Origin of the sequence: Capnocytophaga genosp. AHN8471, from assembly GCF_016806945.1 — a bacterium.
Lineage (GTDB): Bacteria > Bacteroidota > Bacteroidia > Flavobacteriales > Flavobacteriaceae > Capnocytophaga > Capnocytophaga periodontitidis.
The window spans coordinates 1-22935 of record NZ_JAESPJ010000030.1 but is presented as its reverse complement, the minus strand read 5'-3'; the positions used below and the strand labels follow the sequence as shown (position 1 = coordinate 22935).

The window sequence follows — 22935 nt, the reverse complement described above, 5'->3', positions numbered from 1 at the left end:
TTTTGGTTGGTTAATGAAGAAGTCCGATAATTCTTTTATCGGACTTTCTTTTTTAATTCTTGTAACACTTCTTCTAAATCAACAGAAAAAGAAGGTAATTGTATTGTAATACTGAAAGGGCAATTACTTTTTAGGGGTTTTGTGATATGAATATGCAAGACATTGGCTTTCAAATTAAACTCTACATCTTGGCACAAGGCATAAATGTAGTGAGTTTGCTCATTGTATTCAAAATAGAGTTCTTCTTCATAAGCTAATCTACTTATAGAAAAATATTGCTCCTTATTTACAAAAGTTATTTGCAAAAGCTCTGCCCAAGATGCACGAGGGTTGAGGTCTATTTCTTCACAAGTAAAAAATAAGGATTCGGTCATAAAATTATTTTGTTAATCTACTATTTTTAAAAGAACTTCTTTATATCAGGAGTGTTAATGCTGTGAGTTAACGAATGGGCACTTACATTGTAGTGATTAGCTAAATTCTGCCGTAATCATTTTCATTTTGCAACTAAAAAAACTACTCTAAAGGTTTTTGCTTGGTGCTTCTAAAAAAAATTATTACAATTAGATTTTCTTCTTCTATAAAATCATAATACAAAGCAAACTTCCCTTTCATAATTAGTATTTTATATAATTTAACTTCTTCTACAAATTTTGAAAGTAACATAGGATTTTCTTTTAGAAAAACTTCTGTTTTTTCTACCTCATCAATAATTTTATTGGAATAATCGTTATTACAATTTCGTTTACTCCAATAGCGAAGTGTATCTCTAAAGCTTTCAATAGCCTCATTAGTCCAATTAATTTCCATACTCAGCCCTTAGCATTTTAAAAACTTCTTCACTCTTTACCATTTTTCCTTCTTTAGCTTGCTGATGTGATAAAGCTATTCTTTTTAGTTCTTCTTCTGTAAACTCATCATCGGAATCATATTGTTTTATGATTTTCAACATAGTATTATATTCATTTATAGGAACTATGGCTGATACTGTTCTTCCATTACTATCGGTTATAAACTGAATGTTTGGATTCTGTGTTAATACTGCAATACTCATAATTCTATTATTTTTTTTACAAAGATACAATTTTTTATTCCAACAAATCATCTAAACTCTATTTTTTACTCCCCCCTGACTTCATCGCTTTATAGAAAGCTGCGCGACTCAAAGGTTCATAACTATCGGCTTCACCCAGCATTCTCTGTTGGTCGTTAGCGACTTTGCGAAAACTGTAGTTGGCGAGGTTGCCTGTGCGGGTACAAACGGCGTGCACCTTGGTAACATATTCGGCAGTTGCCATCAAAAAAGGCATAGGGCCAAAAGGTCTGCCCTTGTAGTCCATATCGAGTCCCGCTACAATCACACGCATACCGCGATTGGCGAGTTCGTTGCACACATTCACGATTTCATCGTCAAAGAATTGTGCTTCGTCTATGCCCACCACATCACAACCATCGGCTAAGAGCATAATACTAGAAGCGGCTTCCACAGGAGTTGAGGGGATTTCATTGGCGTTGTGTGACACGATATTGTTATCGTCATAGCGAGTATCGAAGGCAGGTTTGAAGATTTCTACCTTCTGTTTAGCAAATTGAGCACGGCGCAATCGGCGAATCAGTTCTTCGGTTTTACCCGAGAACATCGACCCACAAATCACTTCTATCCAACCCGCTTTTTCGTTGTTGTTTACTGTATTTTCTAAAAACATCGCTTAAAAAGTATATAATACCCCTACTCCCAAAATTTGTTTGAGCTGAGTGCGTGCTCCATAGTTGTGTTTTTCTCCATTAGGAGCAGTGTACGAATAGAATTTCACATCGTCGTCGTATTTGATATGCACCCCTATACGCGCTTGTACATAGCTATTCACCTTTAGGTTGAGGTTGGTTTCCCAATCCACATCTATATTTCCAAAGTTTCTGAGATAGTCGCCATAGAAGTTGAAGGTGGTGTTGAGCATCATATTTTCCATTATCTTTTTATCCCAACGCCCTGATACTGAAAAACCGAGCTCATTATGCGTGCGTTTTCCTTTCTTGAGGATAGTACCATCGGGGGCACGTTGGGCTTTTTCTACCCCAAAAGCACCGTCATCGGCTAAACGCTGATTGAATACAGCAGTGGTTTTGAGCGTAATAGGTGAAAGAAAGAGGTTGAAATTGATTTTAGCAGGTGCGTATTCAGCTCCCAAACCGAAGGTAATGTACGCTGGCGCTAAGAATTTAGAGATAGGTTTTTCTAAATCGGGATAGTTATACCCATTGCTGATTTGCGATAAAAACTGATAACGTGCGGTGTAATACCAAAACGACTGAGAGTCGCCGCGATAGCCAAATGAAGAAATGAGCGACAACTTATCATCTGTTTTGCGCACTTCGCGTCCTTTTTGGGCATTGATACCATAGTTGATTTCGAGTTCATTATCCCAAAAGAAAGTGCGTTCTGTATAACGGCGGCGGAATTTGGCATTCATAATACCCGAAATTGAGGATTCCCCCCCTGCATTCCAATTGGAGAAAGCTACCTCGCTCATATTCAACCCTACTTGGTTGAATTTAAACCATTTTTGTTGTGCTTGTTGGTATCGGTTGAAGGTAAATTTAAGAGCTTCGGGGTCTTCAATTACCCTGATGGTATCGCTTTTTACATCGGCTTGAAAAGCCTTAGCCTTGCGCACTTGTCCCCACGTTGTAACACTGCAAAGAAGGAGTGCGATAATAAGTTTTTTCATACTAAAAGTGATGCTAAATGATTCGGGGTGCAAAGGTAGGGATTATTTGGCAATTAGCCAATTGACAAATCGGTAAATCGGCTCATTACCCCCATAAACTCATTAGGAAGTGTGATGATTTTCAAAGGGATAGTATAATTGTGTTGCGTAGCAAATTCGGCTATAGCACTGCCAAGACCACCTGTAACTCCTTCTTCTACGGTGATAATTTTCTTGTATTTTTGGAAGATGTGATGCAGCATTTCCTCATCTAAAGGTTTGAGAAAACGCATATCGTAATGAGCGTATTTTTCAGCTGTAGTACTCTTTTGGATTTGCTCGGCAACCTCTTCGGCGATAGCACCAATGGTAAGTACCGCTATTTCGCTACCTTCTTTTAGCTGCTCGCCCTTGCCAATAGGCAATGCCTGAAAAGGTTGTTGCCAATGTTTTTCATTACATCTACCGCGCGGATAGCGAATGGCAATAGGATGTTCTAATGGTTGCTGGGCGGTATAAAGCAAATGGCGCAACTCGGTAGCGTTGCGCGGTGAGGCGATAATGAGGTTAGGAATGGGACGCAAAAATGCCATATCAAACACCCCGTGATGGGTAGTACCATCTTCGCCTACAAGTCCCGCGCGGTCGATACAGAATACCACGGGGAGATTTTGTAGAGCTACATCGTGAATGAGTTGGTCGTAGGCGCGTTGCAAGAAAGTGGAATAAATCACACAATAAGGGATAAAACCACGCGCAGCCCAACCTGCTGCAAAGGTTACAGCGTGTTGTTCGGCAATACCTACATCAAACACTCTATGGGGGAAAGATTGGTGCATAGCTGTAAGTCCGCTACCGCTGCTCATTGCAGGGGTAATGGCTATAATTTTAGGGTTGAGTGCGGCAAGCTGGGTGAGGGTCTGCCCTACCACCTCTTGGTACTTAGCAGGTAGAGATGGGTTTTCGGGCAGCGGTTCTCCCGTAATTTTATCAAATAGGGCGGGCGAATGGTAACTCACTTGTTGAGCTTCAGCTTTAGCAAATCCCTTGCCTTTGGTGGTAAGCACGTGCAAGAGTCGCACGCCTCTCTCATTTTTTTCAGCTTCAAGAGATCTGAGCAATTCAGGGAGGTTATGCCCATCTACCGTACCTTTGTAAGTGATGTTTAAATCGTTGAAGAAAGTTTCATCGACACCTTTTCTTTGGCGTAACTGCTCGAAATAATTTTTGAGAGCCCCCACGGTAGGGTCGATAGCCATAGCGTTGTCGTTGAGGATAATAAGCATATTAGCATCGGTAGTGCCGGCGTAGTTCAGCGCCTCAAAAGCCATACCGCTCACAATTGAAGCATCGCCTATCACAGCTATGTGCTGGCGCTGGGTATTCCCCTCCAAAGCCGATGCCATTGCCATACCCAAAACCGCCGAAAGCGAGGTAGACGAGTGTCCCGTGCCGAAAGCATCGTATTCACTTTCTGAGCGTTTAGGAAACCCACTGATGCCGCCCCGTTCACGTATGTGTGCAAAAGCTTCGTCTCTACCCGTGAGGATTTTATGGGCGTAACATTGGTGTCCCACATCCCATACTAATACATCATCGGGGGTGTTGAACACATAGTGCAGTGCGATAGTGAGTTCCACCACTCCAAGACTCGCACCTAAGTGTCCGCCCCGTGTAGCGATAACCTCTATAATGCGCTCACGGATTTGTTGTGCCAGTGCAGGAAGTGCTGCTATAGGAGTATTTCTAAGCTGTTGTATAGTCATCTCATTTGCTAATTTTTCCCTTTATTCACTAATTTTACTACCAACATAATCAGTACACCCATCGCAACGAAAGCTAACAAAGAGGCATACCAATAGGCAACAAAAACACCTTTGAGGACAACAGCAAAAACCACAACAAATAGAATAATAGTCGCCACCTCATTGAGCATTCGCAATTGCACAGAAGTGAGGGTTGCCTGCCCTGCTTGCAAACGTTTCATTATGCGCCAAGAATAATAATGATAGATAAATAAAAAGACAATAAACAGCAGTTTGACGTGCATCCAGCCTTGTCCCATAAATGTCCATTCTCCACCATCGTAAAGCATATAAAGCCCAGTAATGGTCATTAGTATAAGGGCGGGAACAGTGATGATGTTCCACAAGCGCTCTTCCATAAAGCTAAATTGTTTGTGAAGAATAGAACGCTCAGGCTCTTCTTTTTCCAAGGCTTCGGTGTGGTAGATAAAAAGGCGCACCATATAGAAAAGTCCAGCGAAGTAGCTCACTACAAAGATGATATGGATGCATTTAGCAATAAGATAATCCATAATTACAAAATGTTTTTACGAGTTTTTAGTTATTTGAAAATACAAAGGTAGTAATATTTTTCGGTTCTACTAAAATATAACAGAAAGTGTTTCCCAATTTTCTAATTTACTAATTTGTTAATTTGCTAATTATACACTACCTTTGCCCTCTCAAACCAGTATAAGTGTTATGGAACAGGTTTACATTTTTATGCTGTTCGTGTTTTTAGTGCTCGCTATTATCGATTTAGTAGTGGGCGTAAGCAACGATGCAGCCAACTTTCTCAACTCAGCTGTTGGCTCTAAAGTGGCTACTATCCGCACTATTATGATAGTCGCCAGCGTGGGGGTAGCTATCGGCGCTGTCTTTTCCAGCGGAATGATGGAAATCGCTCGAAAAGGCATCTTCAACCCCCAACTCTTCTATTTCGATGAGGTAATGATTATCTTTATGTCGGTTATTCTTGCTGATATTCTCCTCTTCGACCTCTTCAACTCTATTGGGTTGCCTACTTCTACTACTGTATCTATAGTTTTCGAACTTTTGGGAGCTGCAATGTGTGTGGCTACCATCAAAACTTTTGTAAGTGGACAACCTCTACTCACAGCTTTCGACTACATCAATACATCCGAGGCACGCAAGATTATTATGGGTATCTTTACCTCGGTAGCTATCGCCTTTACGGTGGGTACCATTGTGCAATACTTAGCCCGATTGGTGTTCAGTTTTAAATATCAAAACAATGTAAAATACGTAGGAGGGGTATTTGGCGGCTTGTCGCTTACAGGTCTTTCCTACTTTATCATTTTTAAAGGACTCAAAGACGTTGCTTTCATCCCTAAAGAAGCCATTGCGTGGATAGATGCTAATATCATTCTTCTGCTCATTGGCTGTTTTATTTTCTTTTCGGTGCTTTCACAGATGCTTATCCGTATGAAAATCAATATCTTTAGCGTGATTATCCTCAGTGGTACTTTTGCTTTGGCAATGGCTTTTGCGGGTAACGACTTGGTGAACTTTATCGGGGTGCCGGTAGCCGCTTATCAGTCGTATGATATATGGCATAACTCGGGAGTAGCACACAATAGTTTGCTAATGGGAGCTTTAGCCGATGGGCAAATCACTACCCCCACTTTCTTGCTATTGTTCACAGGCTTTGTGATGATTCTCACCCTTTGGTTCTCCAAAAAAGCACGCCACGTGATTGATACAGGGGTGAACCTCTCTCGCCAAAGTGAAGGAGGTGAAGAAAAATTCTCGTCTAACTTCTTGTCGCGTTTTTTGGTGCGTATTACCGTGATTTGCGCTAATGCAGTGGAGTTTGTAATGCCTAAATCGCTCAGCAGTAAAATAGATCACCGTTTTGAAAAACCTGAACTCGACCCTAATGTAAAAGAAGAAGACCTTCCCGCTTTCGACCTTGTGCGTGCTGCAATCAACCTTGTGGTATCGAGTAGTTTGATTGCCTTTGGTACGTCGTTCAAATTACCGCTCTCTACCACTTATGTAACCTTTATGGTGGCAATGGGTTCCTCTCTCGCCGATAGGGCTTGGGGGCGCGACAGTGCTGTATATCGTGTGGCTGGGGTGCTAAACGTAATTGGAGGTTGGTTCTTAACTGCTATTGTGGCTTTTATCGGTGCTTTTATTGTGGCTGGCGTGCTGTATTATGGCAGTGTAATTGGTCTTATCGTGATGATTATGGTGGTAGGCTTCGTGCTCATCCGCAATGCCGTGATCTACCGCAACAAGCAGAAAGCTAAAGCCCAAGGCAAACGCTTTGAACGCGCCGATTTGGCGACTATCGGTGGGGTGATAAAAGAAAGCTCTAACTATGTATCCGAAACAATTTATCGCATTGATGAGCTCTATAGCAAGGTGGTGAAAAACCTCGGTACACAAGATTTGAGCAAACTCACCAAAAACAAGAAGAACGCTAAAAAACTCGAAAAAGAACTCGACGAACTAAAAGGCAATGTATATTACTTTATCAAATCACTGAATGAGAGCTCAGTAGCCTCCAGCAAGTTCTACATTCTCATTTTGGATTACTTGCAGGATATGGCACAGTGTCTCACCGCTATTACCCTCAACAGCTATGAGCACGTGAATAACAACCACAAGAACCTCAAGTTCAACCAGCTGAGAGATTTAAAATACATTTCCGACAAGATGGAAGAAGTGTTTAGAGCAGAAGCCGAAATATTTAAAGGTTCAGACTATAACAAGTTACACATCATCTTTGAAGATTGCAAGGTGTTGAAAAACGAAGTATCTAAAATGGTACAAAAGCAAATCGACCGTATTCGTACCACCGAAACCAGTCATAAAACCACCAAATTGTACTTCAGTATTTTGCTCGAAACCAATGCGCTTATCAGGGCTAACAACAACCTATTAATGCAGTTCGACGAATACCAAAAACAACAAAACAAAAAGAAGAAAATAAACCTTATTAATCTTCAACAAGAGGTAAGAGATAAGAGGTAAGAAGAAAATCAGTACACTTTGCCAAAGTCCTCAATCGCCCGTGCGGCTCGCTCCTTTGGCAAAGTCTTTTGCTTGTGCGGTTCAAGATTTATGAGATTGAGAAAGATACTGTTCTATTAACAGTTCAACTACCTTTAAAAAAACGTATTTGTCACCCCCAAGGAACAACCATCTCAACCTATACTTATAAGGTAGAACCAAGTTTCCGCTAAGAAAACAGAGGGCACACGCTTATGATATACAAAAAGTTGAAGCCGTTACCCATAAAAGTTTTTTATTAGATACACTTACTGATAAAATGCTTACTGACTTATAAGTCCCAATAGTCTATTATTAAACTTAACTCTGTAAAATGATGAATAAAATATTCAAAATACTTATTGGGATAGTTTTTGCGGCAATAATACTACTGATAGCATTTATCATATTTTTTCCTTTTGCTTATAGAATGCCTAAATTTCCCGAACAACCTAAGTATTCTATCACTGAAAAACTCTTTTTGGAAAAGCTAAAAAAGAAATATCATTGTACAGAAATCAATAGATCTTACTATAATATCACAGCAAAAGAAGAAGATACTTTTATAAAAACAGATTTTTTAAAACATCCTTTCTCCTACAACATTGAAATGGACTTTGAAAATGAAAAAGAAAGATATCTTAGCGATTTCAAACAAGAAAGTCTATATATAAAAGATAGTATTCTAAACAAGAATGAAAATCTAAAAAGAATAGTTTTTTATGTAGCATTTACCAAGCAAATAGATAGCAGAAGTAGTACAGTTGCATATCATAAATTTTTATATCTATATGATAAACAAAAAGATAGTTTGATTTTCTCACCCGAATAAATAAAGAATGAAAAAATCTAATAAGTATTTAAGTATAAAGAACATTTTAAACTCACTATTTACACACTTGTTGTATGGATTGCCGCAGTTTCTTTTTATGCTTGGCTATTTTATATTATAAACTCATATATTACAAAATAAATAAACAGCACAGATGAAAAGAATAGTACTTTTATTTCTATTTATATTTTTAACTTCTTGTAATGCTTCTTACAATTCTTTTTATTTTTATGATGAGCCTACTTATGCAACAAAAGAAAAAGAATTGACGATAAGTACAGAGCAAGCAGCTTATTTGTTTGCAGAAAGCTATTTCAAAGATTATCCCTCAGAACAGGAAGTAACTGCAAATATTAATCTTATATTTGGAAATAAATATGTAGTTTCTCCTAATAGGATACGTTATAATGCAAAAATAAGAAGGTATTATTTAACCTATGACACTTATTGGGTTAGTGGGAAGACAGGAAAAATAAAGAGAAATAGGCGTTCGGTTTTACATATTGATAGAGTTGAAAAAGCAACTAAATGGAATATTTCAAGATTTTATATAAAATCGTTTAAAAAAACTTATTATCGCAAGGATTTTTAGTTGAATGTGCTATATCATATTATAATATTGAAAATTCTTATTCCAATGATACGATGGATTAGTTACATACTATGTTTTTGTCTTACTATTTGCTGTGTAAACCGAAATATACAAAAAGAATATTCCTACAACACAAAAATAGCAAAACCTGATAGTATTATTCGTTATATAGATAAATTGGACTCTATCAATTTTCAACCTATATATGGTGAGGAACATATTTTTTATAAAGATTCTGTTTTTTATAGAGGAAAGGATACAATTCATAGCAAAGAAATGCACTTAAAATATTCTTCAAAAGGAAAACTGAAAAATAAAGTATTTTATGGATATATAGAAAATTCTAAATATCTTAGTCCCCTTACTGAATTTCACTACGATGAAAAAGGGAGAATTTCAGAATATATTTATTATTTTTCTAAAAAAGATAGTATTATTTATGATAAAGATACTGTTGGGTGTAGTGAATTACATATTCTGTATGATAAAAAAGGAAATGTAGTAGAAAAAGTTTGCCAAGGAACTGCTGAAAATGAAGATATAAATATGGGAATGTCTGTTGGCACTTGGTATTTTTACAAAGATAATAGACTTGTAAAAGAACTCTATTTCCATAATGCTAAGAGAGGTGATGATTATATTCTCCATAAAATATATGATAGCAAAGGAGGGTATAAGGAAATCTATACTAATAATTATATGCTATATGAGAATGATAGCGTTGCTCTTTCTCCACAAGAAATAAAAAGACGAACAAAGACTAAGAAATAAGCATTACTAGAAGCAGGAGCTGAAGGTGAACCCACAGTTTACAATCTGCAATGGGTAAAAGAAGAACAAATCATTCGTAATAGTAAAATAGAAAAAGTAGTGAAAAGGTTTGGCTTATGAATATAGTTTTTTATGCGTTTATAAGTAATATCATAAAATAGGCTCAGCAAAGAATAAACAGCTGTTATAGATACTATTAATAAAAAAGAAGAAAAATGAGAGGGCTACAGCTTACTAAAATGTATAAGATATTTTTTCTACTTATTTGTATTATAACACTCAGTTGTAATACAAATAGCAACCATACAAGTAATCTAAAAACAATAACATTAGAAAATAACCATCAAACAATAACCAATGAAAATAATGAACAGAAGATAGAAAACGAAGAGTTACTTCTTTTTTTGGATAATTTGAAAAAAGCGCTACTTGAGAAACAAATAGATGAAATCGCCAACAATATGATAAATTATCCCCTTGAAGATGAAGGTCCTCTTTATGAGATGATATATGGCGATAAAGTTTATGAAGAAGGTTTTACGACAAAAGACAAACCTATTGGAAAAGAAGATTTTATAAAAATATTTGATAAATTATTCGCTAAGAAGTATATTTTGCTTTTCCAAAAGTTGGATACAAAGAATATTATTGAAAATAGGATTTTTAGTTGGTGGAATAAGGAAAAAACTACAAATATTGATTTTTCCTTTTTATCAGAAAATTCTTTCCAAATAGATATTAGTTTTTTAGAAAGTGATGTTATAGGAGGGTATACTATTAAGTATATTTTTAAGAAGATAAATGGTAAAATTCTTTTGTATTTAGTTCGAAGTGTGTAATCAAAAAAGAATAAAAAAACAAAACTTTTCGGACACTTTCTTAATTATTAAACATTTGGCATTATTTTCGTATGTTTTCTTTTAGAAACACAAAAACTATATTCCAAAATGAAAAACCTATCTTATTTTTTGTTATTGTGCCTTGTCCTACTCGTATGCGCTTGTGGCGACCGAAAAGCTTACAAATCCGCTGATCGCGGAAGTAGCACTGGCGATTATGGAGGTATCACCGAATACCGAGATGAAAACTCTACCGGCGATTACCGAGAAGAAAGTAGTGGTGAATTAGCCGAGATTGCTGTAGTTGGCTACGGCGAAAAGAGCGCTAAGAGAAAAGCCTCTAAAACAACAGGTGATGTTAGCAGAAGTGACGAAAGTATGATGTCAGCTAAAATGTCGGTAGCAAAAGATGTAGCAACCAGCAAACCAGCAAAACGCACTGAACCTAAGCACCCTAAACGTCACCCCGAAAGCGACCCCCAACCTCAGTCTGGTTTGGTAACCGCCGGCGAGTGGAACGATCTCAACAGCTGGGATTTCTACCAAAAAACACTCGATAAAAAAGACTTCAATAGCTTCCCCGAATACTGGCAAATGTACACCAATCACCGCATTGCTGTGCTTCTAACCGCTAATGGCAAACCTGTTGTAAACGCGAGCGTTGCCCTCTATCGCAACAATACCCTGCTATGGACAGCCAAAACCGATAACACTGGAAAGGCTGAACTATGGGCGAGCGCTTTCCAAAAAGAAAAAAATCTTAACACCGAGCATTTGCGCCTAAAAGTCAATAACGAATGGATAAGCACTGAAAATCCAATTAGCGAAACGACCCTCAATCGTATTGCCCTTAAAAACAACACAGAAAAAACTTCAAACGAAGTACAAATTGCCTTTATGGTAGATGCTACGGGCTCAATGAGTGATGAGTTAGAGTTCCTAAAAATGGACTTGAAGAACGTAATTAGTAAGGTTGAAGAAGGTAATAAAAACCTAAAAATCAGTACTGGCACCGTATTTTACCGCGACGAAGGTGACGACTATGTAGTTAAACACTCCGATTTTACTAAGGATATCAATAAAACCATTCAATTTATCAACGGACAAAAAGCTGATGGTGGCGGCGACTTCCCTGAAGCCGTGCATACCGCCCTCAATGAGCTCAACAAACTACAATGGAATGCCTCAGCACGCACCCGCATCGCTTTTTTAGTACTCGATGCCCCTCCTCATCACGAAGATAAAGTAATCAAAAGCGTACAAGCTTCTGTAAAAACCGCTGCCGAGAAAGGTATCAAGCTCATCCCCATCGTGGCTAGCGGTATCGATAAACCCACCGAGTTCTTAATGCGCTTTATGGCAATGTATACCAATGGCACCTATGTATTTATCACCGACGATAGCGGTATCGGTAATAGCCATTTAGAGCCCAGCGTAGGCGAATACCAAGTCGAAAAACTCAGCAACCTGATGATTCGTCTTATCAAAAAATATACAGAATAATGTCGTATAAGTTTTAACAAAGTGTAGCAATACCAAAAAAAAGAGGCAACTGAGAAGATTTACAGTTGCCTCTTTTTCTTACTTTTTATTTCTTATTTCTTAGCTGCTAAAATTCGTCTTGCAGCTTCGGAAGCGGCGATCAAACCGCCTGCCGACATTATAATATCTTTCAACACCAAGCGTCCAGCTCCCGATAAGTAAGGGAAACCATAAGCTGGAGTAGGCATATCACCACCTAAATTAGGTACATACACCTCGGGGGTAGTGATGAGGAAAGAAAGTGTAACAATGCTCATACCAAAAGTGAGTAAACCTCCTATCACCCCTATTTTAGGTGACCAAATACCTAAAAGGGTAAGTAAGCCTATCAAGCAAATGAAAGCCCCTAAACCATAAGAGAAAGTATAAGTATTGTTCTCTTTATGCCATTCGATATTGGCTTTCACCATCTTACCTTCGGGGTTTTTGTGCAATTTGTATTGTGCTACTTCTTTGCCTTTGTTAGCCTCACCTGTAACACCGTTCTCATCGATTGCGGTTTTACCTGAATTAGCATAGAAAAAACTCATAAACGGACTGTTAGTCACGAAAGGTACAATGCCATCGGCTTCATACTGACATACTTTCAAGCCTCCTATCCACGCCATTACGATGAAGATAGCAACCCTGATAAAATTCACGAAACAACGTTCGCTTCCTGCTAAAAATGATAATAACTTTTGCATAGTAATTTGTATTAAATTTCAGGGTGCAAAATTACGTCTTTTTTAGCAAATACAAATGGATAAAAAAGGTGATTGCATAGACATTTTAGTGTGTTTCGTTGGCAACTATTGAAATACCTACGCTTTCGCGGAAGTGTTTAGGCGAAAGTCCCACGTTTTTTTTGAAGAATCTACTGAAGTAAAATTCGTCTTCAAAATTCAAATCAAAGGCTATTTCTTTGATAGACTTATGCGTGAGGTGCAGTTGTTTTTTAGCTTCTAATACCAATCGGTCTTGGAGGAGTTTAGAAGGTGTTTTCCCGATGAGTTTTTTGAGTTTTTTGCTAAAAGCATCGGGGGTGAGAGAAAGCGCCTCGGCATAGAAAGAGAGATTGCGCTCACTAAGGAAGTGTTTTTCTAAAAGTTCTTGGAAGTCGGTTGCTAAAGTATGGTCGGTTTGTGGAGGAGTATCAGTGAGTAATAGGCTCTTTTCCTTGCTGGAAAGCGCTAAAATAAGCTGAAGATAAGAGCGCAATACCGCTTCTGAAAAAGGATTATTTTCGGTAAGTTCAGCAGTTATATTTCTAAATAGATTTTTTACTTCTACGAAAGTAGCTTCTCCCACAGCAATGTGAGGTTGTAAAAACAATGCATTAAAGAGGAAACCATTGCAAGCGACTTCTTTTTTGTGGTATTCTATACAATAGAAATCGCCGTGAAATTGCAAGAGTTCGGCGGTTGTAATGCTTGCTTCTTGCCACTGAAAGTGCTGAAAAGGAGAGAGAAAAAGCAAGGTGTAACCCTTATAAGTATACGGAGTAGCATCTACTGTAAAAGAACCTGTACCTTCAAACATAAATATACAATAATTCTCCACACTTGTGGGTGTGGAGAATTGTTGCAAATTGATATGTTCAACAAATAAGGTCATTTTTCACCTAATTGTTTATCGTCTATTCATTGATAGCAGCGATACCAGGGAGTACCAATCCTTCGAGGCTTTCGAGCATAGCGCCACCACCGGTAGAAACATAGCTCACTTTGTTTTCAAAGCCAAATTGTTTAACAGCAGCTACCGAGTCGCCACCTCCTACGAGTGAGAAAGCACCTTTTTTAGTAGCTTCGGCAACATAATCACCTACAGCGATAGTACCTTTGGCGAAGTTAGGCATTTCAAACACCCCTATAGGGCCATTCCACAAGATAGTTTTAGAAGCGAGCAATACCGATTTGATATTTTCGAGTGTTTTAGGGCCTGCATCGAGACCTTCCCAACCATCGGGAACAGCATTTACGGATACTATTTGGGTTTTAGCGTTGTTGTCGAAAGCGTCGGCAGCTACCACATCGATAGGCAAGTGAACTTCTACGCCTTTAGCTTTAGCTTTAGCAAGGATATCAAGAGCGAGGTCGAGTTTATCGTCTTCACAGATAGAGTTTCCTACTTTACCGCCTTGTGCTTTGATAAAAGTATATGCCATACCTCCACCGATGATAAGGTGGTTTACTTTTCCTAAAATATTTTCGATGATAGTGATTTTAGAGGAAACTTTAGAACCGCCGAGTATAGCTGTTACAGGTTTTTCACCTGATCTCATCACTTTGTCGATACTTTCAATTTCTTTAGCGAGGAGGTAACCAAAGCATTTGTTGCTAGGGAAGAATTTAGCTACAATAGTAGTAGAAGCGTGGGCGCGGTGAGCGGTACCAAAAGCGTCGTTCACGTAGATATCGCCGAGTTTAGCCAATTGTTTAGAGAAGTTTTCGTCGCCTTTTTCTTCTTCGTTGTGGAATCGCAAGTTTTCAAGGAGCACTACACTACCCGCAGGAGCTGCAGCTACAGCTTTTTCGGCTACTTCGCCTACGCAATCGTTTACAAAGATTACTTTTTTGCCTAATACTTTTTCTACTTCACTAACGATATGGCGGAGAGAATACTTATCGTTGCGTTCACCTTTTGGGCGACCTAAGTGACTCATCAAAACAGCGGTACCACCGTCCTTAAGGATTTTCTCGATAGTAGGTTTAGCTGCCTCAATACGAGTGTTATCGGTTACTTTAAAATTTTCGTCTAATGGTACATTGAAGTCCACACGAATCAAGGCTTTCTTGCCTGCAAAGTTAAAATTGTCTATGGTTTTCATATATTGTATATATAAATAATATTTTCAAGCTACAAAGGTACGGATTAATTAGCGAATCTGCAAATTTGGGATTTACTTTATTGTTCTCAAATACTCAAGCACTTCTCGGGCTTGTTGCTGGGTGAGATTTTGGTTGAGCATTAGGCTTTGGTACTCTTCTACTAATTTTTTAGCGATAGGGTCTTGTTTTTCCATTGCATCGGGATAGAGAATCATATTCATCAGCCACTCAGGGGTACGGCGTTCCATTACGCCAATCATTGCGGGGCCTATTAAGCGTTTTTTAGGGCGGTGGCAGGCAACACAAAGATTGTTAAAAGTTTCTTCACCTTTGGCAGCCATTGCCGCATCGGGGGTATCGGCTAAAGGAGGGTTGAGGGTGATGGGTTTTACCCCTTTTGGGTTTTGCCAATCGGGGAAATCGGGTTCAGGAGTGGCTGTAGTGGTTGCCTGAGGCGCAGTAGTTTCGGGGGTAGTGGTATCGTTGCTATTATTATTGTTGTTAGTGCCGCCACCACAAGCGGTTAGGAGTGTTAAAGTTGTGAATATTAAAAAGTGTTTTTTCATAGAAAATCTTTTGTTTGGGCGTTTGCAATATAATAGACTTTGTCAAAGTCCAAGGACTTTGACAAAGTGTAGTGACACGAAGACAATTTTATTTTTATAAGAGTTTTACGACTTCTTTGGCGAAATAGCTCGCGATAAGGTCGGCACCAGCACGTTTGATACTCACGATTTGTTCCATCATCACGGCATCGTGGTCGAGCCAACCCTTGGCAGCAGCGGCTTTGAGCATTGCGTATTCACCTGATACTTGGTATACAGCTACGGGTACTTCGCTCATATTCTTCACCTCGCGCACGATATCTAAATAGCAAAGTCCTGGTTTTACCATTACAATATCAGCACCTTCCTCTATATCCATACGGGTTTCGCGTAAGGCTTCGAGGCGGTTGTGATAGTCCATTTGATAAGTTTTCTTATCTTTAGGGATATCCTGCTGATCTACAGGAGCACTGTCGAGGGCATCGCGGAAAGGGCCGTAAAAAGCTGAGGCGTATTTGGCGCTGTATGACATTATGCCTACGTGTTCAAAACTATTATCCTCAAGGGTTTCGCGCAATGCGACAATGCGGCCGTCCATCATATCGCTGGGGGCTATGAAATCGGCACCAGCCTCGGCGTGTGAGAGAGCCATACGACAAAGGGTATCAACCGTAGCATCGTTTACAATCTTGCCATTTTCTACAATGCCATCGTGCCCATAGATAGAATAAGGGTCAAGGGCTACATCGGTCATTACAAGCATATTAGGAGTTGCTTCTTTCACGGTTTTGATAGCGCGTTGCATCAAACCGTTAGGGTTGGCAGCTTCAGTGCCTTTGTTGTCTTTGAGGTTATCGGGGACTTTTACAAATAGTAAAACTGATTTGAGACCTAAGCTCCAAAGTTCTTTTACTTCTTTTGCCAAGAGGTCGAGACTATAGCGATAATAACCTGGCATAGAGGCAATTTCTTCTTTTACACCTGTACCTTCGACTACAAAGAGGGGTACGAGAAAATCATCGGGGGTAACGATAGTTTCTTTTACTAAACTACGTATTGTATCGCTTACGCGCAAACGGCGGTTTCTTCTGAGTGGGAACATATTTAATCAATTAACAATTTACAATTAACAATTTACAATTAACAAAAAAGTGTTTTACTTCATTCTCGAAAATTTCTATGGGGTAAGAGTGTTCCATAGTGTTGAGCAGATGGATGGTAACATTTAGCAGGCTACGCATATCGTCACGGAGTACGGCAAGCGATTCCCAAGGGGCAATCACGGTGTCCTGCAAGCCTATAACTACCTGCATATAAGCGGTATAATTAGAGTTAGGCTGGGTGTTGAAAGGTAATTCGTGACGGTGAGTAAGCGCAGGGTTGAACAACAAGCAAGGTTTGCCTAATTTTTGAGCGAGGTAATAAACTACGAGTCCGCCCAAACTTGACCCGATGAGTACATCGGCAGAGGAGTATTGGGTTTGCAGTTCATCAAAGAGGTTAGGGGTGTTGCGATAGTTGATGGTAGGGGCGAAGATTTCACCATAAGGGGAAAGCACAGCACGCCTATCATCTTGTAAAAAGCTATCAAGCCCGTGTAAATAAAGTATTTTCATAATGGGGGCAAAGGTAGTATATAATTAGCAAATTAGCAAATTAGCAAATTAGAGAATTAGCAAATTGGCTTATTGTTTTTATTTTAGGATTTCTATATCTACTTGAATCAATCCTTTGTTTTTGTTATCGGTGATTTCCATAAAGGCGCGTTTGGTGAGGTCGAGTTCGCGACCTTTGGTAAAGGGGCCTCTATCGGTAACGGTCACGACTACAGATTTGCCATTTGCGCGATTGGTAACCTTTAGTTGGGTGCCAAAAGGCAAAGAGGGGTGTGCTGTAGTGAGCTTACTATTACTAAATACGGCACCGCTGGCTGTTTTTTTGCCGTTGAATTTGTCGTGGTAATAGGTTGCAGTGACGTCGGTTTTATAAACGCCTGTTTTTATATTGGTTGTTGCTTTAGGGGTAGTTTTTTTTGCGTGTGAACGTGTTGTGCGTTGGTGATCGATAGTAGCACAGGACTGTAAAGCTAAAAGTGCTATCAAGCAAAGAATTAATTTTTTCATCTTGTTTTCTTTTTAAAAAATAAAAGACTGTTCAAAAAAGAGTTATTTTGTAGTTACTATTTTGAACAGTCTTTATAAAAATACTTTATTGGTTACCTACTTTTAGTATCCACGCTTTGGAGTTTTTAAACTCTGGGCGGCGGAGTATGTTGATAAGGCGTTCGCCTGCTTCACCTCGTGTTTCGTAAGGTTTATCGGCATAGATGTAGGTTAAATTGTTATTAGGGTGCATAAAGGTAGCTACCTCTACTTCTAACTTTTGTCTGATTTCATTAGTCATTCTGTAAGCACCCCCTGGGCTATTGTACACGCCAAGGATTACATAGTATCCTGGTGGAATAGGGATATCATCTTCCACTACTTTAATACGTTCATCTAATTTCTCCATAAGAGTTTTAGGCTTAGGAGGAGGTGGCGTAGTAGGTGTTTGGGTAACTGTAACGGTAGGTGTTACCACCTTAGGTTCAGGTGGTTTTACTACTGGTGGAGTTTTTACAACTGGTGGTTGTTTTGGTTTTTTGATATGATGTTTACCACCGAATTGATAAGAGAGTAACACATCGTAACTACCACCTTGTTCGGCTACATAGTTGGCTATACTCTGTTCATAGCCAAAGCCAATGCTAAAATGGTTGCTTACATTGAAGCCTATGCCTCCAAAAACACCGTATTTTTGGTCATAACCAGCATACGCCCAGCCCATATTTACATCAAGCATTAGATGGCCGCCAAATTGGAAGTTATCTTTTGTTTTTTTGCCTTTAGCCATTACGCTGAAAAATCCATCTTCTAAAAAGTCGCTTCTGCTTTGTAGCTCTTTGCGGTACATCACGTGAGCGGTGAGGGATTTTTCGTTGAAAGGCACAGCCATTTCACCTGCTGAGAAAGAATAGTCTAAGAGGTTTTCGGCGGTAAGCCCGACGTGCCAATAGCCAAAGTTTACATCTACCCCAGGTTGGAGGTTGATGATACTAGTAGGTTTGGCATTTTCAACTAAGGGGTCTTGTACGTTTGAACGCACTTTGCTTTTATCGATACTGCTGCGAGCGAAGGCCACATTCAAGCCCAAGCGCAAATAGTTATCTCTTGAGATTTCAACTTGGTGTACGTAGTTTCCTAAGATACCTACATTGGAGAAGAAACTCACATTGCGCTGGAAGACCATTCCGTGAGCCATATTATTTCCGTCGTAATAATCTTTTTTTCGACCTGCATCACCGCCCCATTTTTTGCCATAAGAAAGACCAAAGGTATTGAATTTATCGTCCTTAAAGCCCATCCATTGGTTGCGATGGAAGAAGGTGATTTGGGATTCGTTTTTGCTAAAGATAGGAAATGCGGGGTTCATTAGATAAGTGTTGTACTTTACGGCTGTATGTCCAGGCATTTCATAGGGCAAATAATTACCATCGCCTTGAGCCCAACTGTAGTAGGCACCAAGCACAAACGCTATAATGAGTATATGTAATCTACTTTTCATTGTTCGTTTTTATTTTAGTATGGTAATTGTACCTTTTAAATCTACGCTTTTTGTTTGACCATTTTCGGTATATTCACCTTTTATAGTGTAGATATAGATAAGAGCACGTTTGCCAAGGTCTTTAAAAGCATTAGAATTAGCTGAAGGCCACTGATTTTTGTAATTAGTGCCGGAATATTCTTCTTTACCTTCGACTGTATAGATGGTTACTTTCACATTGGGGCTAGTATATTTAGCTGGGATTTCCCAAGTATCGTTGAAATGGTCGCCATTAGGGGTTACAATGTTCGGTACTTTATCTACTTTATAAATATCCAATTGGAAACTTATAGCATTTTCGCCTATAGCGGGGCAAGATATTTCTTTTAGAGTGTAGTTACCTGCCATATCTTCGGAAGTGATATCAAGTGATGTACCATATTTTTCGGTACCATCATCTTTCACCCATACGAAGTTACCTCCAGCGATTTCTATTTCGTTGTTAGTATTTGTTTTTTTAAGTACTACAATATGTTCGCCTACTTGAGCACTTATTTTTATTTTAGGGGAATTGTTTTGTCCTATTTTAGAAATTGTACTGTTGTTATCGCTTCCTTTAAAGCCGAGTTCAAAGAGGCCTAAGCGGTAGTTTTCTACTTTTATATGAGCGCGTTTAGGGCAACCGCCATTGTTGATTTCTAAATAGTACTCTCCTATGGCATCTACGCTTGCGGTAGGGGCTTCACTGCCCAGCGGTGTGTCGTTCGTATAGTTAGCACTGGTTACTTTGTACCATTTGTAAGAAAAGCTATCGGCGAGGGTAGCATTGGGGTCGAAACTATCGGCGGCGACGGTTAGGGTAACCGAACCACCTTGACAAAGATAAACAGTTCCTTTAGCGCCATCGGCTGATGAAATCTCGAAATCGGGGATGGGTGTAAAGGCGATAGCGCGCTCAGCAGAGGTTTTGATGATGCTGGTGTTGTAAGTAACCTTTACAGCATATTTGGCTGATTCGGAATTACCAGCGCGCAATACTATCAATTGGTGACGTGTTTCGCCTAAGATATCGTTACCATCTTTCGACCATTGGAAATTGAAATAACGATAGTCGGCGCGTTTCACTTCCACTTCTTGTCCGCTACTACTCAGTTTTACTTTTATTTTTTGTACTTCGAGGGTAGTTTGAGAGCGGGTTTCGCAATCGGTAGACGAGATAGCGAGTGTACCTACTTTCACTTCGGTGATATCGGCAATGGTTTCGAAATAGATAGGATCGAGGGTTTTTACAGTGCCGCAATTGCCGTTATCGGTGAGTTTTACGGTATAGATATCTACTGAAGTAGGAGCCGATGAGATGGTGAGTTGGGTACCTGTTTCGCCAGGAAGTACTGTACCATTTTTGCTCCATTCGATAGTAGGAGAAGTCATATTATGAGAGACTTGCAAGACATTTGTTTTGCCGTGATAGTAAATTTCACGGGTGTTGATATCATCTGCCCAACGGGCTGTGATAGTAGTTTTCTTTACCACTACGGAGTTAGAGGTAGCTGGGCATCCGCCAGAGCTTGCGCCTACAGTAGCATAGTATACGCCAGAGCCCTCGGCAGCATATTCGGTTTTGCCTACCCCTTCGGCGACCTTCACGTTGTCCTTAAACCAAGTGTAGGTAGCTGAAGCAGAAGCACCCGTAGTAATGGTGAGGGTTGCGACGCCATCGCAGAATTCCAATGAATTGTTGCCACCGTTAATTTTTAGGGCATTGGCATCTTGTAGCCGGATGTCTAATTCGTTAGAATCGGGGATAGAGAAGCCTGTAGCAGTAACTTTCAGTTTGTATTTACCGTTTTCTAAGGCGCTATTCAAAGGCAGTTCGCTTTGGGTTTTTCCTGCTAAATCTTGATAAGTACCTGAGAGATTGGCTTGCCACTGGAAGGAGAAAGTGGTATAATCGGAAGGGTCGACAGTGAGTTCGGTACCCCCAGCAACGGCAGTAATTTTATCGATTGCCAAAGTAACGGCGTTGGTAGTACAAGGTTGAAAAGCGTTTTTGGTTTTGATTGCCACTTTAAAGCTATCGGGGGCTTTAAGAGTAATCTCGTTAGTAGTAACAGTAGCGGCACAGCCAGCGGTTTGCACTACTTGGGCTTTATAGGTGCCCGCAGTATTAGCAGTATAGGTAGCTGCTGTTTCACCTGTAATTTCTGCACCATCTTTGAACCATTTGTACTGAGGACTTTGGGCGGTGGTACTCACAGTAAAAACACGGTTTTTACCTGGCATTAGCACAGTGCCTCCCGTGGTACTGATAGATGCAGTGATATTATCTTTTCGCTTGATCGTTACTCGGTTAGATTGTACATCACAACTACCGCCACTTCCTACTTGTACGTAGTAGTTACCAGCGAGGTTTTGCCCAACGGGAACAGTATAGGTATTCACTCCTTGGGTTTCAGTTAGTTTGGTATTATCACGATACCAAATAAACTTAGCGGAAGGATTGGCGGGAGTAGCTGTAAGGGTAAAGGATTCGCTTTCGCATATTTCGGAAGCTGAGGAAGTGAGTGTAACGGATTGGCTTCCAGACATTCTTACTTCAATAGAAGGAGAGTAAGCACTATGAGGACAATCTGTTTTATAATCTATAGCTGCATAGTACTCACCTGGTTCAGAGACTGTAAAGGTAGGGCCTGCATCTCTTTGGATAGGAATACGTTGGGAACCTACCCTTTTACCCCATACATAACGATAATTGGACACTGGTAGCCCATCATTAAGAGCTATCACTTTTAATTCTTGAGTATGACCAGGGCAAAGTGTTACATTTTGAGGAGCAACAGTTACACGATTAACTCCCAACCAAATGGCTTTAAAACTTTCTGTCCCAACGGTAGCATCTTTGTTGAGTGTAATTATTTCTGCAGCAGGGCTGGTACTTCTTACTCTTATCTTAAAATTTGAACCAGAAATATTAGCGGGAAAAGAAAAACTAGTTTCTGGAGCTTTAAAATCACGTTTAGAATTTTGACCTGTTATTGTTTTCAGAATAATAGGGTTATCAAAACTTCCATTAGCATCTGACAACTCTATATAAAACACATTATTGGCATTAGGTAAGGGAGGATCCCAATAAAAATTCACACTCCAATTATTATAATCAGGGGCAATGCAAGCATTCCCAAATTGCCTTCTTGCATATTTAAACTTACCCTGTATTTGAGCATATACCTCCTGTGCTCCAGAGAAGAGAAAGAAAAACAACACAAGGTATTTAAAAAAACTTTTTACTTTCATTTCATTTAAAAATTAAAAAAACATTGCTATAAGAAATGTGCTTACAAAGCACTATACACCGCGCAAAAGTACAAAAAAGAAAAATACTACACAAATATAAGCGTAAAATTTTTTTATGATTTTCACGGGCGATTGGTGGGAATGATGGGAGAATCTCAGAGCATCTCGGGGGGAATCGGAGGGGGGCGAGGGAGGGATAGGTAGGTATGAAATAAAAAAAGAGCAACTCTATATCAGAATTGCTCTTTATAAGAAGGCGGCGACATACTCTCCCACAACAAGTGTAGTACCATCTGCGCTAAAAGGTTTAACTGCTCTGTTCGGAATGGTAAGAGGTGAGACCTTTGACTATAACCACCTTAAATCTTTTTAGGGGTTAGGGGTTAGAGGATAGGTTTCAGGGTAATCCCTGATGCCTATAACCTAATACCTGTAACCTTATATTTTTAACATATAGGGATAAAAAACATATTTTTTCAATTGACAATTGACAATTAATAATTAACAATTGTTGTGACTAACGCTCTTTAAAAGAATCTCTACGCGCGAAAAGTCTACGGGTGATTAGTATTACTCGGCTATGATGTTACCACCTTTACACCTGTAACCTATCAA

At 39.5% G+C, this 22935-nt stretch carries 22 protein-coding genes and 1 rRNA gene; 6 read left to right on the top strand and 17 right to left on the bottom strand.

Annotated elements, in window-relative coordinates; genetic code table 11:
• Positions 1-35 precede the first annotated feature (35 nt).
• The 7 genes from JMN12_RS12945 to JMN12_RS12915 form a co-directional block, all read right to left on the bottom strand.
• A complete protein-coding gene (locus tag JMN12_RS12945) occupies positions 36-374 on the bottom strand; it encodes a transcriptional regulator (RefSeq protein WP_088593613.1) in 339 nt (112 codons plus the stop codon).
• Between the two features lie 142 nt (positions 375-516).
• Positions 517-810 carry a type II toxin-antitoxin system RelE/ParE family toxin gene (locus tag JMN12_RS12940; protein WP_088593612.1) on the bottom strand — a complete coding sequence of 98 codons (294 nt, stop codon included), beginning with the start codon at positions 808-810 and terminating at the stop codon, positions 517-519.
• Complete coding sequence (locus JMN12_RS12935) at positions 800-1054, bottom strand: hypothetical protein (RefSeq protein WP_015782430.1); 255 nt, start codon at positions 1052-1054, stop codon at positions 800-802. The genes JMN12_RS12940 and JMN12_RS12935 overlap by 11 nt, the downstream gene beginning before the upstream one ends.
• 58 nt (positions 1055-1112) lie before the next feature.
• Entirely contained in the window at positions 1113-1706 is a 594-nt protein-coding gene (locus JMN12_RS12930) for a thymidine kinase (RefSeq protein WP_088593611.1), read from the bottom strand.
• 3 nt (positions 1707-1709) lie between these two features.
• Entirely contained in the window at positions 1710-2729 is a 1020-nt protein-coding gene (locus JMN12_RS12925) for a DUF3078 domain-containing protein (protein ID WP_088593610.1), read from the bottom strand.
• Positions 2730-2782: 53 nt separating this feature from the next.
• The gene (locus JMN12_RS12920; RefSeq protein WP_203139747.1) at positions 2783-4468 is read right to left on the bottom strand and encodes a 1-deoxy-D-xylulose-5-phosphate synthase; all 1686 of its coding nucleotides are present in this window, start codon (positions 4466-4468) and stop codon (positions 2783-2785) included.
• 14 nt (positions 4469-4482) lie between these two features.
• Positions 4483-5028, bottom strand: a complete 546-nt coding sequence (locus JMN12_RS12915; RefSeq protein WP_203139745.1) for a CopD family protein — start codon at positions 5026-5028, stop codon at positions 4483-4485.
• 166 nt (positions 5029-5194) lie between these two features.
• Here JMN12_RS12915 and JMN12_RS12910 point away from each other — a divergent pair, with 166 nt between their 5' ends.
• The 6 genes from JMN12_RS12910 (at position 5195) to JMN12_RS12885 (ending at position 12050) form a co-directional block, all read left to right on the top strand.
• Positions 5195-7495 (top strand): inorganic phosphate transporter, encoded by a 2301-nt coding sequence (locus JMN12_RS12910; RefSeq protein WP_203139635.1) that lies wholly within the window; start codon positions 5195-5197, stop codon positions 7493-7495.
• 355 nt (positions 7496-7850) lie between these two features.
• Positions 7851-8345 carry a hypothetical protein gene (locus JMN12_RS12905; protein ID WP_203139633.1) on the top strand — a complete coding sequence of 165 codons (495 nt, stop codon included), beginning with the start codon at positions 7851-7853 and terminating at the stop codon, positions 8343-8345.
• Positions 8346-8499: 154 nt separating this feature from the next.
• Positions 8500-8937: a hypothetical protein gene (locus JMN12_RS12900; RefSeq protein WP_203139631.1), complete on the top strand. Its 438-nt coding sequence runs from the start codon at positions 8500-8502 to the stop codon at positions 8935-8937.
• 45 nt (positions 8938-8982) lie between these two features.
• Positions 8983-9708: a hypothetical protein gene (locus JMN12_RS12895; protein WP_203139629.1), complete on the top strand. Its 726-nt coding sequence runs from the start codon at positions 8983-8985 to the stop codon at positions 9706-9708.
• 215 nt (positions 9709-9923) lie between these two features.
• The gene (locus JMN12_RS12890; RefSeq protein WP_203139627.1) at positions 9924-10547 is read left to right on the top strand and encodes a hypothetical protein; all 624 of its coding nucleotides are present in this window, start codon (positions 9924-9926) and stop codon (positions 10545-10547) included.
• A 108-nt stretch (positions 10548-10655) separates the two neighbouring features.
• Positions 10656-12050 (top strand): vWA domain-containing protein, encoded by a 1395-nt coding sequence (locus JMN12_RS12885; protein ID WP_203139625.1) that lies wholly within the window; start codon positions 10656-10658, stop codon positions 12048-12050.
• Between the two features lie 92 nt (positions 12051-12142).
• Here the strand turns inward: JMN12_RS12885 and JMN12_RS12880 are convergent, their stop codons facing one another.
• From JMN12_RS12880 to rrf, 10 genes are all read right to left on the bottom strand, one after another.
• Positions 12143-12775 (bottom strand): DUF417 family protein, encoded by a 633-nt coding sequence (locus tag JMN12_RS12880; RefSeq protein WP_009413424.1) that lies wholly within the window; start codon positions 12773-12775, stop codon positions 12143-12145.
• Between the two features lie 85 nt (positions 12776-12860).
• Complete coding sequence (locus JMN12_RS12875; protein ID WP_009413425.1) at positions 12861-13685, bottom strand: helix-turn-helix domain-containing protein; 825 nt, start codon at positions 13683-13685, stop codon at positions 12861-12863.
• A gap of 22 nt (positions 13686-13707) precedes the next feature.
• Complete coding sequence (locus JMN12_RS12870; RefSeq protein WP_203139624.1) at positions 13708-14898, bottom strand: phosphoglycerate kinase; 1191 nt, start codon at positions 14896-14898, stop codon at positions 13708-13710.
• 72 nt (positions 14899-14970) lie between these two features.
• Complete coding sequence (locus JMN12_RS12865) at positions 14971-15465, bottom strand: c-type cytochrome (RefSeq protein WP_203139622.1); 495 nt, start codon at positions 15463-15465, stop codon at positions 14971-14973.
• Between the two features lie 94 nt (positions 15466-15559).
• Complete coding sequence (hemB, locus tag JMN12_RS12860) at positions 15560-16546, bottom strand: porphobilinogen synthase (RefSeq protein WP_203139620.1); 987 nt, start codon at positions 16544-16546, stop codon at positions 15560-15562.
• Between the two features lie 10 nt (positions 16547-16556).
• Positions 16557-17060 (bottom strand): YqiA/YcfP family alpha/beta fold hydrolase, encoded by a 504-nt coding sequence (locus JMN12_RS12855; protein ID WP_203139618.1) that lies wholly within the window; start codon positions 17058-17060, stop codon positions 16557-16559.
• Between the two features lie 78 nt (positions 17061-17138).
• Entirely contained in the window at positions 17139-17567 is a 429-nt protein-coding gene (locus JMN12_RS12850; protein ID WP_198466785.1) for a septal ring lytic transglycosylase RlpA family protein, read from the bottom strand.
• A gap of 85 nt (positions 17568-17652) precedes the next feature.
• Positions 17653-19047, bottom strand: coding sequence for a PorP/SprF family type IX secretion system membrane protein (locus JMN12_RS12845; protein WP_203093822.1), 1395 nt, complete (start codon positions 19045-19047; stop codon positions 17653-17655).
• Positions 19048-19056: 9 nt separating this feature from the next.
• Positions 19057-22320 (bottom strand): gliding motility-associated C-terminal domain-containing protein, encoded by a 3264-nt coding sequence (locus JMN12_RS12840; protein WP_203139616.1) that lies wholly within the window; start codon positions 22318-22320, stop codon positions 19057-19059.
• Positions 22321-22571: 251 nt separating this feature from the next.
• Positions 22572-22682, bottom strand: a 5S ribosomal RNA gene (gene rrf, locus JMN12_RS12835).
• Between the last annotated feature and the right edge of the window lie 253 nt (positions 22683-22935).